This window comes from Burkholderia sp. Bp9140, from assembly GCF_003853425.1.
Lineage (GTDB): Bacteria > Pseudomonadota > Gammaproteobacteria > Burkholderiales > Burkholderiaceae > Burkholderia.
Map to the genome: position 1 here is coordinate 20,640 of NZ_QTPQ01000017.1, position 14,864 is coordinate 35,503.

The 14,864-nt window shown below is 66.1% G+C and carries 14 protein-coding genes; 2 read left to right on the plus strand and 12 right to left on the minus strand.

Features of this window, described 5'->3' with window-relative positions; translation table 11 throughout:
* Positions 1–39: 39 nt before the first annotated feature.
* From hfq to ndk, 9 genes are all read right to left on the minus strand, one after another.
* Positions 40–279, minus strand: coding sequence for an RNA chaperone Hfq (gene hfq / locus DIE21_RS15770; protein ID WP_006399927.1), 240 nt, complete (start codon positions 277–279; stop codon positions 40–42).
* A gap of 154 nt (positions 280–433) precedes the next feature.
* Positions 434–1,771, minus strand: a complete 1,338-nt coding sequence (gene der / locus DIE21_RS15775; protein ID WP_124498579.1) for a ribosome biogenesis GTPase Der — start codon at positions 1,769–1,771, stop codon at positions 434–436.
* Between the two features lie 247 nt (positions 1,772–2,018).
* Positions 2,019–3,164, minus strand: a complete 1,146-nt coding sequence (bamB, locus tag DIE21_RS15785) for an outer membrane protein assembly factor BamB (protein ID WP_124498580.1) — start codon at positions 3,162–3,164, stop codon at positions 2,019–2,021.
* 40 nt (positions 3,165–3,204) lie between these two features.
* Positions 3,205–3,834, minus strand: coding sequence for a tetratricopeptide repeat protein (locus DIE21_RS15790; protein WP_124498581.1), 630 nt, complete (start codon positions 3,832–3,834; stop codon positions 3,205–3,207).
* A gap of 55 nt (positions 3,835–3,889) precedes the next feature.
* On the minus strand, positions 3,890–5,230 hold the full coding sequence (gene hisS, locus DIE21_RS15795) for a histidine--tRNA ligase (RefSeq protein ID WP_124498582.1): 1,341 nt from the start codon (positions 5,228–5,230) through the stop codon (positions 3,890–3,892).
* A 21-nt stretch (positions 5,231–5,251) separates the two neighbouring features.
* Positions 5,252–6,556, minus strand: a complete 1,305-nt coding sequence (gene ispG / locus DIE21_RS15800; RefSeq protein ID WP_124498583.1) for a flavodoxin-dependent (E)-4-hydroxy-3-methylbut-2-enyl-diphosphate synthase — start codon at positions 6,554–6,556, stop codon at positions 5,252–5,254.
* A 106-nt stretch (positions 6,557–6,662) separates the two neighbouring features.
* Entirely contained in the window at positions 6,663–7,676 is a 1,014-nt protein-coding gene (locus tag DIE21_RS15805) for a helix-turn-helix domain-containing protein (RefSeq protein WP_124498584.1), read from the minus strand.
* Positions 7,677–7,852: 176 nt separating this feature from the next.
* Positions 7,853–8,992 (minus strand): 23S rRNA (adenine(2503)-C(2))-methyltransferase RlmN, encoded by a 1,140-nt coding sequence (gene rlmN, locus DIE21_RS15810; RefSeq protein ID WP_014896906.1) that lies wholly within the window; start codon positions 8,990–8,992, stop codon positions 7,853–7,855.
* A gap of 55 nt (positions 8,993–9,047) precedes the next feature.
* A complete protein-coding gene (gene ndk / locus DIE21_RS15815; protein ID WP_047900843.1) occupies positions 9,048–9,473 on the minus strand; it encodes a nucleoside-diphosphate kinase in 426 nt (141 codons plus the stop codon).
* A 250-nt stretch (positions 9,474–9,723) separates the two neighbouring features.
* Between ndk and DIE21_RS15820 the strand changes: the two genes are divergently transcribed.
* A complete protein-coding gene (locus DIE21_RS15820) occupies positions 9,724–10,422 on the plus strand; it encodes a Bax inhibitor-1/YccA family protein (protein ID WP_006761414.1) in 699 nt (232 codons plus the stop codon).
* Between the two features lie 66 nt (positions 10,423–10,488).
* Here DIE21_RS15820 and rlmD read toward each other — a convergent pair whose 3' ends face one another.
* A complete protein-coding gene (gene rlmD, locus DIE21_RS15825) occupies positions 10,489–11,886 on the minus strand; it encodes a 23S rRNA (uracil(1939)-C(5))-methyltransferase RlmD (RefSeq protein WP_124498585.1) in 1,398 nt (465 codons plus the stop codon).
* 221 nt (positions 11,887–12,107) lie between these two features.
* Between rlmD and DIE21_RS15830 the strand changes: the two genes are divergently transcribed.
* Entirely contained in the window at positions 12,108–12,968 is an 861-nt protein-coding gene (locus DIE21_RS15830; protein WP_124498586.1) for an endonuclease/exonuclease/phosphatase family protein, read from the plus strand.
* Positions 12,969–12,995: 27 nt separating this feature from the next.
* On the opposite strand, the gene DIE21_RS15835 is transcribed toward DIE21_RS15830, so the two are convergent.
* Both DIE21_RS15835 and rpoS read right to left on the minus strand, forming a co-directional pair.
* Positions 12,996–13,772, minus strand: a complete 777-nt coding sequence (locus tag DIE21_RS15835) for a 3'-5' exonuclease (protein ID WP_059449876.1) — start codon at positions 13,770–13,772, stop codon at positions 12,996–12,998.
* Between the two features lie 3 nt (positions 13,773–13,775).
* Positions 13,776–14,861 carry an RNA polymerase sigma factor RpoS gene (gene rpoS / locus DIE21_RS15840; RefSeq protein WP_124498587.1) on the minus strand — a complete coding sequence of 362 codons (1,086 nt, stop codon included), beginning with the start codon at positions 14,859–14,861 and terminating at the stop codon, positions 13,776–13,778.
* Between the last annotated feature and the right edge of the window lie 3 nt (positions 14,862–14,864).

Consider the following 14,864-nt stretch of genomic DNA (forward strand, 5'->3'; position numbering starts at 1 on the left):
GGTCGCTCGCGGCGACCGGATGCCGGCCGCTGCGATAGGTTAGGACGAGGCTTCCGCGTCCGGGTGGAAATTCACCGGGCGGGCCGGCACGACCGTCGAGATGGCGTGCTTGTAGACCATCTGGGTCACCGTATTACGGAGCAACACGACGTACTGGTCGAACGATTCGATGTTCCCTTGGAGCTTGATGCCGTTGACGAGATAGATCGAAACGGGAACGTGCTCTTTGCGCAGTGCGTTCAAAAACGGGTCTTGTAACAATTGCCCTTTGTTGCTCATGGCGTACTCCATCTTTTTTTGCAGGTTGATCTGGATTGGCGACGAAGAAAAAGAGATCCGGCGCCAATCGCTACACTATAGCTGATTTTGCCTGCCCCGCCCGGCAGCAGGCCATGCGGCCTACCCCTTGCCGGACGTGCGTGGCAGGCATGCTTCAGCCCTTGTCCGCGTACGGATTGTTCGACGAACGGAACTCTATGCGCAATGGAGTCCCGGTCAGGGAGAAAGTTTCGCGGAATCGGTTTTCGAGGTAGCGCTTGTACGTCTCGGTCACCGCGTCGAGCGCGTTGCCGTGGATGACGATCAGCGGCGGATTCTGGCCGCCCTGGTGCGCGTAGCGCAGCTTCGGACGCACCGGGCCGCGACGGCGCGGCTGCTGGAACTCGACGGCCTCGATCAGCGCGCGCGTGAGCTTCGGCGTCGGCAGTTTCGCCATCGCCGCCGTGTACGCGTCGTCGACCGAGCGCATCAGCGCGCCGATGCCCGTCTTCTTCGCGGCCGAAATGTAGTGCGATTTCGCGAAGTCGAGGAATTTCAGCTTGCGGGTCAAATCCGCTTTCGCGCGATCGCGTGCATGATCGTCGAGACCGTCCCACTTGTTGACGCCGATCACGAGCGCGCGGCCCTGTTCGACGACAAAGCCGGCGATGTGCGCGTCCTGGTCGGAAATATCCTGCTGCGCATCCAGCAGAAGAATGACGACGTTCGCGTCGGAGATCGACTGCAGCGTCTTCACGACCGAGAACTTCTCGATCGCCTCGAACACCTTGCCGCGACGCCGCAGGCCCGCGGTATCGATCAGCGTGTATTTCTTGCCGTTACGCTCGAAGTCGACATAGATCGAGTCGCGCGTGGTGCCCGGCATGTCGAACGCGATCACGCGGTCCTCGCCGATCAGCGCGTTCACGAGCGTCGACTTGCCGACGTTCGGCCGGCCGACGATCGCGATCTTGATGCCGCGCGACGGATCGTCCTCGTCCGCTTCCTCGGGCTGGCCCGCGTACGCGACTTCCAGCGCCTCGTTGATCATGTCGGTCACGCCGTCGCCGTGCGCGGCCGAGATCGCGCGCGGATCGCCGAGCCCGAGCTCGTAGAAGTCCGTCGCGACCGCCGTGTATTTCATCCCCTCGGCCTTGTTGACGACCAGGAAGATCGGCCGGCCGGTCTTGCGCAGGTAGTCGGCGATCGACTTGTCCTGTGGCGCGAGCCCGTTACGGCCGTCGACGATGAACACGACGACGTCGGCTTCCTCGACGGCCTGCCGTGTCTGGCGTGCCATCTCGTGCAGGATGCCGTCCTTCGCGACGGGCTCGAAGCCGCCCGTATCGACGACCAGGTACGGACGCTCGCCGACGCGCCCTTCGCCGTAATGGCGATCGCGCGTCAGGCCCGGCAGGTCGGCGACCAGCGCATCGCGCGAGCGCGTGAGCCGGTTGAACAGCGTGGATTTCCCCACATTGGGGCGCCCAACGAGGGCAATGACCGGTTTCATCTGTGTTTTCTACGGTGATGCGCAGCAGCGGGAGGCCCGCTGCTGCGGGCGGCTGCGCTGAATGAAAATATCACGAATTCGCGCCGCGCCGGATGCGCGCGCCGGGCGCGCGTTGCGCGCCGTCGTCTTTCGTTGCGAACTGCCTTTCAAATACCGAGCGGCCGGGAGCGCCGGCCGCCTTCAAGTCGCGCGGCCGCGGCGCGCGGGACAAGCCCGCCGCGCCGCGGCCGCGCATGTTTCCTGCGCGTCAGCGCGGACGGAATCCGTACAGGCCGCCGTCCTTCGTCTGCACGACGAGCGTGTTGCCCGCGAGGACCGGCGCCGCCGTAATCGCGCTGCCGTCGGTCTTCATCCGGGCGATGAAGCTGCCGTCCTCGCGCGACAGGAAGTGCACGAAGCCCTTGTAATCGCCCATCACGACCGCGTGCCCGAGCAGGTACGGCACGCCGACGTCACGGCTCTTCAGCTTGTCGTTGCGCCAGAGCTGGTTGCCGCTCGCCGCGTCGTAGGCCGTCACGACCGACCAGTCGTCGCCGCCGGCGACGACCGAATCGTCCTGCGCGAGACCGCTGCGGCTCGAGAACGCCTTTTCCCACAGCGGACGACCCGAGTTCGCGTCGAAGCAGCCGAGCTGACCCTGGAACGTGACCGCGCACGCTTGGGCACCCACGAGCGTCGGCGGACCGCTGACGTCGTTGATGCGCTCCACTTCGGTCACGCCCTTCGGGAACGACACGGGCGTCTGCCAGAACGGCTCGCCCGTCTGCAGGTTGATCGCGACGAGACCGCCGCCGGGGAAGCCCGCCAGCACGGCCGCATCGCCCGCGAACGTCATGCCGGCCGACACGCGCAGGTTCAGCGGCACCGCGCGGTTGCGGTAGTTCCACTTCTGCTCGCCCGTCTGCGCGTTGAACGCGATCACCTGGCCGTCGATCGTGCGCACGATCACGAGGCCGTTGCCGACCAGCGGCGGCGAGAAGATCTCGCCCTGCACGCTCGTCTTCCACAGCTGCTTGCCGTCGGGACCGAGCACGAACACGCCGCCCTTCAGCGCGCCGACCGCGGTCAGGTTGCCGTCGCTGCCGACCCCGGCCGACAGATCCGAACCGACCTTCGCGCGCCACAGCGTCTGGCCCGTCTTCGCGTCGATCTTCTCGACCGAACCGTTCTCGCCCGCCGCGTAGACGGCGTCGCCCACGGCCACCGGCGAGAACAGGTAGCGCCCGCCCTTGCCGACGCCCGCCTTCCAGACCTGTTGCACGTCCATGACGGGCTTGAACTCGGTGAGCGGCGTCGGCACGCGGCGCGCGTCCTTCGACGACGAGCAGGCCGCCAATGCCAGGACAGCCGCCGCGCAGGCTACGGGCACAGCGTAACGTTTCAGCAAATTCATCGGTTAGCGAAGCAGAGTTAAGAGGTTGAGGGGACCGGGATCAGCCGCCGAGAGCGTCAAGCTTGAACTGCACGAGCTGGCGCGCGGACTGGTCGTCCTGCGACAGGCCGTCGAGCGCGAGCTTGTACGCGGCGCGTGCGTCGTCGGTCTTGCCTTGCGCGGCGAGCAGGTCGCCGCGGCGATCGGCCACGAGGCCCTTGAATGCGTCGAGCGGCGTGCCGGACAGCAGCGCGAGGCCCGCGTCGTACGCCTTCTCGTCGAGCAGCAGCGACGCGAGACGCAGCCTCGCGATCTGCTTGTACTCGTCGTCCTTGGCGTGATCGACGGCCCATTGCAGCTGCGCCTTCGCGCCGGCGGCGTCGCCGGCCGCGTACAGCGTTTTCGCGGCCGACAGTGCGGTCATCTGCGCGTACGGCGTGCTGCCGAACTTGTCTTCCATGTCGGCGGCCGCACGGGCCATCGTCGCCTTGTCGTTCGCGGCGGCGGCCTTCTGGACCTGCTCGTACAACCCGGAAGCCTCGGCGGCCTGACGGCGCTGCCAGTAATTCCAGCCGTTGAAACCGGCCGCGACGACCAGCGCCGCGAGCACGATCCACGTGGTGAGGTTGCCCCAGCGGGCCCACCACGCCTTCAGACTTTCAATCGATTCTTGTTCGTCGTGATAACTCATCGGCGAGCGATTCCTTCCTTTTCAGGCTTTTCTTGTCGAGCGAATGCCAGCGCGATCAGTCGTCGCCGTCTTCGGCGGATGCAACCATCGCATTGATTAGGAATTCGGTCAAGCTTTCGACCGGTACGGTCTGCTGAACGTTCTTTTCCCCTTCCTCGCCCGCACCGCGCAGCGCTTTCACGCCCACCGTGCCGTTCGCGACCTCTTCTTCGCCGAAGATCACCGCGAACGCGGCGCCGCTTGCGTCGGCACGCTTCATCTGCGACTTGAAGCTTGCCGGCCCGCCGTCGGCGCTGCAGTGGAAAATCACATCGAGACCCGTATCGCGCAGACGCTCGGCCGCGATGAACGCCTGTTCGCGCGCCGTCTCGCCCTGGTGCACCACGTACACGTCGACACCTTCCTGCTCGGGCGCGAGATCGTCTTCCTTCAGCAGTTCGAGAATGCGCTCGATACCCATCGCCCAGCCGCATGCGGCGGTCGGCTTGCCACCGAGCTGCTCGATCAGCGGATCGTAGCGGCCGCCGGCCGCGACCGTGCCCTGCGCGCCGAGCTTGTCGGTCACCCACTCGAACACGGTCAGGTTGTAGTAGTCGAGACCACGCACGAGACGCGGGTTGATCTTGAACGGAATGTTGTTCGCGAGCAGCAGGCGCTGCAGCCCTTCGAAGTGCGCACGCGATTCGTCGCCGAGGAAGTCGATCAGCTTCGGCGCGTTTTGCGCGATTTCCTGCAGCGCGGGGTTCTTCGTGTCGAGCACGCGCAGCGGATTCGTATACAGGCGGCGCTTCGCGTCCTCGTCCAGTACGTCGGCGAACTGCTCCAGGTACTTGATCAGCTCGACGCGGTGCGCGGCACGCTCTTCGGCGAGGCCGAGCGAGTTGATCTCGAGCTTGATGCCGGTCAGACCGAGGTCGTCCCACAGGCGCTGGCACATCATGATGATCTCGGCATCCGCATCCGGGCCCGCGAAGCCGAGCGCCTCGACGCCGACCTGGTGGAACTGGCGGTAGCGGCCGCGCTGCGGACGCTCGTGACGGAACATCGGGCCGATGTACCACAGGCGCTTCGGGCCGTCGTACAGCATGTTGTGCTCGATCGACGCGCGCACGACGGCCGCGGTGTTTTCCGGGCGCATCGTCAGGTTCTCGCCGTTCAGCGCATCGGTGAAGCTGTACATCTCCTTCTCGACGATGTCCGTGACTTCGCCGATGCCGCGCGTGAAAAGCTGCGTGTGTTCGACGATCGGCGTGCGGATGTTCTGGTAGCCGTACGCGCGCAGCAGCGATTTCACGGTAGCTTCGAAGAACTCCCACAGGCCGGCATCCTGCGGGAGGATGTCGTTCATGCCCTTGACGCCGCTGAGCTTCTCGATCTTGCGTTTCTGTTCAGTCATCGTTCGTGTGTTTGGACGAATTTAGTTCAGGGCCTCGGTGCGGCCGTAATTGCGTGCGACGTAGTCGCTGACGATCTGCTGGAATTCCTCGGCGATCCGCTCGCCGCGCAGCGTCTTGACCTTCTCGCCGTCGATGAAGACGGGTGCGGCCGGGTTCTCGCCCGAGCCCGGCAGGCTGATGCCGATGTTCGCGTGCTTCGACTCGCCCGGGCCGTTGACGATGCAGCCCATCACCGCGACGTTCATCTTCTCGACGCCCGGATACGCCTTGCGCCAGACCGGCATCTGCTCGCGCAGGTAGGTCTGGATCTGCATCGCGAGTTCCTGGAACAGCGTGCTCGTCGTGCGGCCGCAGCCCGGGCACGCGATCACCATCGGCGCGAACGAGCGCAGGCCCATCGTCTGCAGGATTTCCTGGCCGACGATCACCTCGCCGGTGCGCGACGCGCCCGGTTCCGGCGTCAGCGAAATACGGATCGTGTCGCCGATCCCCTCCTGCAGCAGCACGCCGAGCGCGGCCGTCGACGCGACGATGCCCTTCGAGCCCATGCCGGCCTCGGTCAGGCCGAGGTGCAGCGCGAAGCCGCAGCGGCGGCCGAGTTCACGGTACACGGCGATCAGGTCCTGCACGCCGCTGACCTTGCACGACAGCACGATGCGGTCGCGGCCGAGGCCCAGCTCGACCGCGCGCTCGGCCGACCCGATCGCCGACTGGATCAGCGCTTCGTACATCACGCTCTGCGCATCCCACGGCTGCGAACGTGCGCCGTTCTCGTCCATCATGCGCGCGAGCAGGTCCTGGTCGAGGCTGCCCCAGTTCACGCCGATCCGCACCGCCTTGTCGTACTTGGCGGCCGCTTCGATCATCAGCGCGAACTGCGTGTCACGCTTCGCGCCCTGACCGACGTTGCCCGGGTTGATCCGGTACTTCGACAGCGACTCCGCGCAGCCCGGATAGTCGCGCAGCAGCAGGTGGCCGTTGTAGTGGAAATCGCCGACGAGCGGGACGGTCACGCCCATCCGGTCGAGTTGCTCGCGGATCGCCGGCACGGCGGCCGCGGCCTCCGGCGTGTTGACGGTGATACGCACCAGCTCGGAGCCTGCGTTCGCAAGTTCCTTGATCTGGATCGCCGTGCCGATCGCGTCGGCCGTGTCGGTATTCGTCATCGACTGCACGCGCACCGGCGCATCGCCGCCGATCGTGACGAGCTGCCCGCCCCAACGAACATCCACCGCATGCGACACGCGACGCGGCTGATGCCCGCCGAACACCGGCTCGGTTGAACAAATCTGACTGCTGCGTGGGGATTGAGCTTCGGATTGCATCGATAGATCCATTTACGCGGAATGCGCCGCGAGGCGGCGCATGAATTGAAAAAGCGCCGTGCCCTCGCGGCCTGCCCAGGACAGGCCTTCGCCACGGCGCTTGACGTCAGGGCAACGTGAACCGCGCCACGTTACCCCGCGCTGCCGAATATTTTGCCGGATCGACCGGTTTTCCGTCGAACGCGACGGAATCAAGGCCTGCCTTGTTGCCGATCGTAACCTTGAACGGCCCGTCGCCGGCGACCTGCTTCGTCTCGCCGGCCCGCACCAGCGCCGAGAACAGCTCCTTGCCGTTCTTGTCGCGCACGCTGAACCAGCAATCCTGCTTGACCTTCAGTTCGACCATCGACTGGCCTGCCGCCACCACGACGCTCGCCGGCTGGGCCGGCGCGGCCGCACCGCTCGCCGCCGCGGTTGCGACGACGGGTTGCGACGCAGGCGCTGCAGCGATCGGGGCAGGCGCCGGCACAGCCGACGCAACGGCCTGCGGCGCCACGGCGGATGCCGCAACCTGCGCCGGGGCGTCGTTGCCGGCTGCCGTCGACGCGCCGCCCGCGGCCGCTTCCTCGACGGAAGAAGCCGCCGGCGCGCTGGCCGCCGACGCATGCTCCGCGTCGCCGCCCTTGATACGTGCAAGCCAGCTCGACGAATCGCCGCCAGTGTGCCACATGAGCACCGCGATCACCGCGACGACGACGATCGCCGTCCCCCACAGCCACGGATGATGGCGCGACGAGCCGCCGAGCGGAATCGATACGCGGCCGCGCGGCAGATCCGTCCCCGACGACGCCGGCATCGACAGATCGACTTCCGGGACGCCGCGTTCGCGGCGCAACGCCTGCGCAAACGGCTCCGGATCGACGCCGAGCATCTTTGCGTAGCTGCGCACGACGCCGAGCGCGAACGTCACGCCAGGCAAATGGCTGATGTCGCCTGCCTCGAGCGCCCGCAGCTTCTGCGGGGCGACCTTGAGCCGCGCCGACACGTCGTCGACCGTCCAGCCCTTCGCTTCCCGGAGCTGCGCCAGCCGGCCGCCGACGGCCACCAGCGTTTCCAGTCCCGCCGGTGCCGGCTTCGCGGCATTCGTCTCTGCGCCGTTTGTCGGCTGCGGCTCACTCATCCTTGTCCTCGCGTCGATTCTTCTTCACTGGGGCGTCGCCGGCTCTTGCCGGTCGGCACCCGCAACTGTCCATACCATGCGCGGCGCCGAGGCGCCGCGACCGATCGCTATTCGCGTGTTGTACCGCCAAAAAATTCGGGCATCCGCGGCCAGGCCGCCCCGACTGGGCGTCCCCGTCAAACCGCCCGAACTTCGATGATTTTTGCTGCTGCGCCCGTTCGCTCCGCCAGGCGCGTGCGATCCTTCACGGCGCCGGCCAGTTGGCCGCACGCGGCGTCGATGTCGTCGCCGCGCGTCTTGCGCACGGTCGTGACGACACCCGCGTCGATGAGGACCTGTGCAAAACGCTTGATCTGCTCCGGCTTCGAGCGGATGAGGCCCGATTCCGGAAACGGATTGAACGGGATCAGATTGAACTTGCAAGGCACGTCGCGCGTGACGGCCAGCAATTCGCGCGCATGCGCTTCGGTGTCGTTGACGCCGTCGAGCATGCAGTATTCGAAAGTAATGAAGTCGCGCGGTGCGACTTTCAGATAGCGCTGGCACGCGGCCATCAACTCGCGAAGCGGATGCTTCTTGTTGAGCGGCACCAGTTCGTCGCGCAGCGCATCGTTCGGCGCGTGCAGCGAAACGGCGAGCGCGACCGGCAATTCGGCGCCGAGGCGGTCCATCATCGGCACCACGCCGGACGTCGACAGCGTGACGCGGCGGCGCGACAGGCCGTACGCGTTGTCGTCGAGCATCAGCCGCATCGCGGGCACGACCGCGCTGTAGTTCAGCAGCGGCTCGCCCATGCCCATCATCACCACGTTGGTGACGACCCGTTCGGCCTTGCCGTTCGGACCGGGCGCGCGACCGAGCGACGCACGCAGTGCAAATTCGGCCATCCGGAGTTGGCCGATGATTTCGGCTGTCGACAGGTTGCGGGAGAAACCCTGCTTGCCCGTCGAGCAGAAGCGGCAGTTGACCGCACACCCGGCCTGCGACGACACGCACAGCGTGCCGCGCGTCTCTTCCGGGATGAACACGGTTTCGACCGCATTGCCGTTTCCGACGTCGATCAGCCACTTGCGCGTGCCGTCGGTGGAAACGTGATCGCTGACGATATCGGGCATCACGATCGACGCGCGGCCCTTGAGCTTTTCTCTCAGGGACTTCGCGAGATCGGTCATGCCGTCGAAATCGCCGGCGTTGTACTGGTGGATCCAGCGCTGCAATTGCTTGGCGCGGAACGGCTTCTCGCCGAGGCTGCCGCAGTACGCGACAAGACCCTCGGCATCGAAGTCGAGAAGATTGACGGAAGTTTCGCTCGTCATGATGTGCTGCCTTGCCGCGTGCGCTGAATCCTGCCTACTTGTTGCCAGCCAGGGCTTAGCGCGAGTAAACGTTCATTTCCGGGAAGAAGAACGCGACTTCGACCGCGGCCGTTTCGGCAGCGTCCGAGCCGTGCACGGCGTTCGCGTCGATGCTGTCGGCGAAGTCGGCGCGGATCGTGCCCTGTTCCGCCTTCTTCGGATCCGTCGCGCCCATCAGGTCGCGGTTCTTCAGGATCGCGCCTTCACCTTCCAGAACCTGGATCATCACCGGGCCCGAGATCATGAAATCGACGAGGTCCTTGAAGAACGGACGTGCTGCGTGAACTGCGTAGAACTTCTCTGCGTCCGCACGCGACAGGTGTGCCATGCGCGATGCGACGATCTTCAGGCCGGCGCCTTCGAAACGGCTGTAGATCTGGCCGATCACGTTCTTTGCCACCGCATCCGGCTTGATGATCGACAGGGTGCGCTCGATTGCCATAAAAACTCCAAGAAATTAAGAAGTTACAGGTTCAAATGAATCCGCTATTGTAGCACGATCCCGTGTATCATTGCGATTGAACCCTTACACGAGTGAAAGGTTCCGAATCCATATGTTTTTGCGCCGCCCGGCCATTGAAACCTCGCGGCGCGGAACGTATCTTAGCCATAGCTGCTCCGGTTTGCTGCGCCGCACACCGCGCGCGCCGAACCGGCCCCGGACGCCCACGCGTTCAATGTTAGGAGAAACCATGAACGACTATCCGTACAATTTCGGCCGCGGCGGTTCCGTCAGCACCGCCGAAGTTCGCAACCGCGTGCTGCGGAACACGTACTGGCTGCTCGCGCTATCGATGGTGCCGACCGTGTTGGGCGCCTGGGTCGGCGTCGCGACGGGCTTCTCGCTGTTCGCGGCCACGAGCCCGATGATGAGCCTGCTTGCCTTCTTCGCGATCGCGTTCGGCTTCATGTTCGCGATCGAGCGGACGAAAAACAGCGCGGCCGGCGTGTTCGTGCTGCTCGGCTTCACGTTCTTCATGGGCCTGATGCTGTCGCGCCTGCTGAGCTTCATCCTGGGCTTCTCGAACGGCCCGTCGCTGATCATGCTCGCGTTCGGCGGCACCGGCATCATCTTCGCCGCGATGGCGACGATCGCCACCGTCAGCAAGCGTGACTTCTCGGGGCTCGGCAAGTGGCTGTTCATGGGCGTGATCGTGATCCTGCTGGCCTCGGTCGCGAACATCTTCCTGCAACTGCCGGCGCTGATGCTCACGGTGTCGGTGCTCGCGATCGCGATCTTCTCGGCCTACATGCTGTTCGACGTCCAGCGCGTCGTGAACGGCGGCGAGACGAACTACATCTCGGCCACGCTCGCGATCTACCTCGACCTGTACAACGTGTTCACGAACCTGCTCGCGCTGCTCGGCATCTTCGGCGGCAACCGCAACTGACGTTCGCCGCACCCCATAAAAAAACCGGCCCGCGGGCCGGTTTTTTTACGTCCGCCGTCCGCCCGCTCAGTCGCGCTCGAACAGCGCGATCGATTCGACGTGCGACGTATTCGGGAACATGTTCACGACCCCGGCGCCCTTCAGGCGGTAGCCGGCCTCGTGCACGAGCAGGCCTGCATCGCGCGCGAGCGTCGACGGGTTGCACGACACGTAGACGATGCGCTTCGGCAGCGGGCCTTCGCCGCTCTGCGCGATTTCGGCCAGCGCCTTCGACACCGCGAGCGCGCCTTCGCGCGGCGGGTCGATCAGGAACTTGTCGAATGCGCCGAGCGCGCGGATGTCGTCGCCCGTCACTTCGAACAGGTTCCGGCACGCGAACGTCGTGTGGCCGTCGACGCCGTTCTCGCGCGCATTCGCCAGCGCGCGCGTCGTCAGCGTTTCGCTGCCTTCGATGCCCATCACCTCGCGCGACAGCCGCGCGAGCGGCAGCGTGAAGTTGCCGATCCCGCAGAACAGGTCGAGCACGCGATCATCGCGCGACGGCGCGAGCAGGCGCAGCGCGCGGCCGACCAGCACACGGTTGATCTGATGGTTGACCTGCGTGAAGTCGGTCGGCTTGAACGGCATGCGGATGCCGAACTCCGGCAGCGTGTAGTCGAGCGGCACGTCGAGCGGATAGAACGGCGTCACCGTGTCCGGACCCTTCGGCTGCAGCCAGAACTGCACCTTGTGCTCGTCCGCGAACGCGCGGAGCAGCGCTTCGTCGTCCGCATTGATCGGCTCCAGCACGCGCAGCACCAGCGCCGTGACTTGCGAACCGACCGCGAGTTCGATCTGCGGCATCCGGTCACGGATCGACAGCCCCTCGACCAGCCGGCGCAACGGCACGAGCATCGCCGACACGTGCGGCGGCAGCACTTCGCAGCTCGTCATGTCGGCGACATAGCTGCTCTTCTTTTCGTGGAACCCGACCAGCACGCCGCCCTTCTTCGCGACGTTGCGCACGGTCAGGCGCGCGCGATAACGGTAGCCCCATGACGGGCCATGGATCGGCGCGAACATCGTCTCGGCGCGCAGCTTCGACAGGTGCCACAGGTTGTCCTCGAGCACGCGCTGCTTGATCGCCACTTGCGCGCGCATGTCGAGGTGCTGCATCGAGCAACCGCCGCAGGTGCCGAAGAACTTGCATTTCGGCTGCGTGCGCAGCACGCTCGGGCGCAGAATGTCGACAACGGTCGCCTGCTCGTAGCTCGGCTTGCGACGGTAGCTCGAATAGGTCACGCGCTCGCCGGGCAGCGCGCCCTCGACAAAGATGACCTTGCCCGGCGTGCCGTCCTCGGTCGCCGTGCGGCCGACACCGCGCGCTTCCATGTCGAGCGATTCGATCTCGAGAACCGGGGCAGGCCCGGGCGCGACGGGCGCGTTTTTCGATTTGCGCGCAGAAGTGGGGACGGCTTCGGACACCAGCTTTTCCTGACAAAACGTTGAAGAAGGCGAGATTGTAGACGACGAAAGCCCGCATCGCCCGCTTTCGTGGCGCAAGCGTCGACGCTGACGCATCGATCGCGCCACGTGATGCACGAACGGCCTGCCGGCATGCGAGCCGGCCGCCCGCCGCCGGCCCGCATGCGCGACACCTCGCCAGCCAACCGGCCATACACATTCTGCTCGCAGGAGACTCGACCATGCGACTGATCGACTGGAACATTCAATGGGGTCGGGACGCGGACGGCGTCGTCGACCTCCCGCGCACCATCGCCGCCGCCCGCCGGCTCGGCGACTTCGACGTGCTGTGCCTGCAGGAAGTCACGCGCGGCTTCGGCGCCCTGCCCGGCCAGCCGGGCCCCGACCAGTTCGCCGAGCTGGCGGCGTTGCTGCCCGGCTATACGATCGTCGACGCGATCGGCGCCGACCTGCCGGCGCTCGAACCCGGCGCGCCGCGCCGCCAGTTCGGCAATGCGATCGCGACGCGGCTGCCGGTCGGGCGCGTGCTGCGCCAGCTGCTGCCCTGGCCGGCCGACCCCGGCGCGCCGTCGATGCCGCGCGTCGCGCTGGATGTCGAGCTGGCGACGCCGTCAGGCCCGCTGCGGGTCGTCACGACACACCTCGAATACTACTCGGCGCGCCAGCGACTCGCGCAGGTCGATGCGTTGCGCGCCCGGCACCGCGAGGCCTGCGCGCACGCGGACCGGCCCGCGCCGGCGGAGAATGCCGCGGGGCCGTTCGCGTCGACCGGCCAGCCGCGCGATGCGATCGTCTGCGGCGACTTCAACAGCGCGTTCGACAGCGATGCCTACCGGCGCCTGCTCGAACCGATCGCCGACGCGCCGCCGTTCATCGATGCGTGGGTCGCCCGGCACCCGGGCCGCACGCCGCCGCCGACGGCCGGCGTCTACGACACGGTGCAATGGTCGGAGGGGCCGCTCGCGTGCGATTTCGTGTTCGTGACCGATACGCTGCTGCCGCGCGTCACGCGCTGCGAGATCGACGGCGACGTGCGCGCGTCGGATCATCAGCCGGTCGTGCTCGAACTCGATCGAGATTGATTGCGGCCGCGACGCGGGCCGCCCGCGTCACACGTCGAAACCGGCCAGGTATTCGGCCCAATGCGACGCGGGCTCCTGCGCAAGCGCGTTCTTCACGAGCAGGATCTCGTCCGCATATTCGCTCGGCGTCAGGCCGCCGCGCATCAGCTGGAACCGGCAATAGAGCAGATACGTGTTGACGACGTCGGTCTCGCAGTAGTTGCGGATTTCCTCGATCCGCCCGTCCTGGAACGCCGGCCACACCTGACTGCCGTCCATCCCGAGCTTGCCCGGAAAGCCGCACAGCTTCGCCAGCGCGTCGAGCGGCGCATTCGCACGTGCCTGATACATCGCGAGCACGTCCATCAGATCGGTATGCCGCGAGTGATAGCGCGAGATGTAGTTGTTCCACTTGAAGTCGCGGTCGTCCTCGCCCAGATCCCAGTAGCGCGTCGCGGGGATCCCGTGCACGAGCGCACGGTAATGGAGCACCGGCAGATCGAAGCCGCCACCGTTCCACGACACGAGCTGCGGCGTGTATTTCTCGATCACGCGGTAGAACGACTGGACCAGCGTCGCCTCGTTGTCCTGGGGCGTCCCCAGGGAGCGCACGCGAAAACCGTTGTTGTCGCGGAACACGCAGGAAATCGCCGCGATGCGCTGCAGATGATGCGGCAGGAAATCGCTGCCGGTCTTCTCGCGGCGCGCGGCGAACGCATGCTCGGCCACCGCGGCATCGTCGAGCGTCGCGGGCAGGTCTTCCAGACGGCGAATGCCGTCGACATCGGGAATGGTCTCGATGTCAAAAACGAGAATCGGAGTCATCGGTTACAGAACGGCGTCCTTGCGCACGCCATTGGAGGCGAAGAACCGCTTGAGGCGCACCAGCGCTTCCTGCTGGATCTGCCGCACGCGCTCGCGCGTGAGCCCCATCTCGTCGGCCAGCTCCTCGAGCGTCGCCGGTTCGATGTGGTTCAGGCCGAAGCGGCGCTCGATCACGTGCCGGTGCTTGTCGGACAGCCGCGACAGCCACGCGCGCGTGAGCGTCTCGAGCTCGCGGTGCTGCACCTCGGCATCGGGCGACTGGCTCTGGTCGTCGGGCAGCAGGTCGAGCAGGCTGCTCGCGGGATCGAGGTCGAGCGGCGCGTCGAGCGACGCGGTGTGCTCGTTGAGCGCGAGGATGTCGGTGACTTCCTCGGCGGTCTTGCCGGTGAGATAGGCGATGTCGTCGATGCTGGCTTCGCGGCGCTCGGCCGCCTCACCCGTCGACATCGAATTCTTTTCGAGGTGGCGCTTCGCGCGCAGCACCTGGTTCAGTTCGCGGATCACGTGCACGGGCAGGCGCACGGTGCGGGCCTGGTTCATGATCGCCCGCTCGATGCTCTGGCGGATCCACCACGTCGCATAGGTCGAGAAGCGAAAACCGCGCGTCGGGTCGAATTTCTCGATCGCGTGCATCAGGCCGAGGTTGCCTTCCTCGATCAGGTCGAGCAGCGGCACGCCGCGGTTCAGGTAACCCTTCGCGATGCTGACGACGAGACGCAGGTTGCGTTCGATCATCACCTGCCGCGCCTCGAATTCGCCGGCCTTCGCAAGACGGGAATAGCGCTGCTCCTCCTCGACGGTCAGGAGCGGCTTCACGCTGATGCGGTTCAGGTAATGCTGGATCGTGTCGGCCGTGAGTTCGGCCTGCAGCAATGCGCGGAAATCGTCGACGTCGGGCGCGGCTTCCGCCCGGCCTTCGCGCTCCTCTTCGCCGTCCGCTTCGGCGTCGCGTGCCTCGAGGTCACGTTCGTTGTCCGCGACGTCGTCTTCGTCGTCCGTCGAAGCGCCAGCTCGCTCCACCGATGCTTGCGTGGCACGACTGATCTTCTCAGACTCGGCTTGCGGCTCGTGGCGCTTCGATTTCGGCATGGT

What these genes read in the sequence shown, in the direction of transcription:
- rlmN (WP_014896906.1), bottom strand. Translation starts at nt 8,992, where the DNA reads ATGACGAGCGAAACTTCCGTCAATCTTCTCGACTTCGATGCCGAGGGT.
- ndk (WP_047900843.1), bottom strand. Translation starts at nt 9,473, where the DNA reads ATGGCAATCGAGCGCACCCTGTCGATCATCAAGCCGGATGCGGTGGCA.
- DIE21_RS15790 (WP_124498581.1), bottom strand. Translation starts at nt 3,834, where the DNA reads ATGAGTTATCACGACGAACAAGAATCGATTGAAAGTCTGAAGGCGTGG.
- hisS (WP_124498582.1), bottom strand. Translation starts at nt 5,230, where the DNA reads ATGACTGAACAGAAACGCAAGATCGAGAAGCTCAGCGGCGTCAAGGGC.
- bamB (WP_124498580.1), bottom strand. Translation starts at nt 3,164, where the DNA reads ATGAATTTGCTGAAACGTTACGCTGTGCCCGTAGCCTGCGCGGCGGCT.
- DIE21_RS15835 (WP_059449876.1), bottom strand. Translation starts at nt 13,772, where the DNA reads ATGACTCCGATTCTCGTTTTTGACATCGAGACCATTCCCGATGTCGAC.
- DIE21_RS15830 (WP_124498586.1), top strand. Translation starts at nt 12,108, where the DNA reads ATGCGACTGATCGACTGGAACATTCAATGGGGTCGGGACGCGGACGGC.
- rpoS (WP_124498587.1), bottom strand. Translation starts at nt 14,861, where the DNA reads ATGCCGAAATCGAAGCGCCACGAGCCGCAAGCCGAGTCTGAGAAGATC.
- der (WP_124498579.1), bottom strand. Translation starts at nt 1,771, where the DNA reads ATGAAACCGGTCATTGCCCTCGTTGGGCGCCCCAATGTGGGGAAATCC.
- DIE21_RS15820 (WP_006761414.1), top strand. Translation starts at nt 9,724, where the DNA reads ATGAACGACTATCCGTACAATTTCGGCCGCGGCGGTTCCGTCAGCACC.
- hfq (WP_006399927.1), bottom strand. Translation starts at nt 279, where the DNA reads ATGAGCAACAAAGGGCAATTGTTACAAGACCCGTTTTTGAACGCACTG.
- DIE21_RS15805 (WP_124498584.1), bottom strand. Translation starts at nt 7,676, where the DNA reads ATGAGTGAGCCGCAGCCGACAAACGGCGCAGAGACGAATGCCGCGAAG.
- ispG (WP_124498583.1), bottom strand. Translation starts at nt 6,556, where the DNA reads ATGCAATCCGAAGCTCAATCCCCACGCAGCAGTCAGATTTGTTCAACC.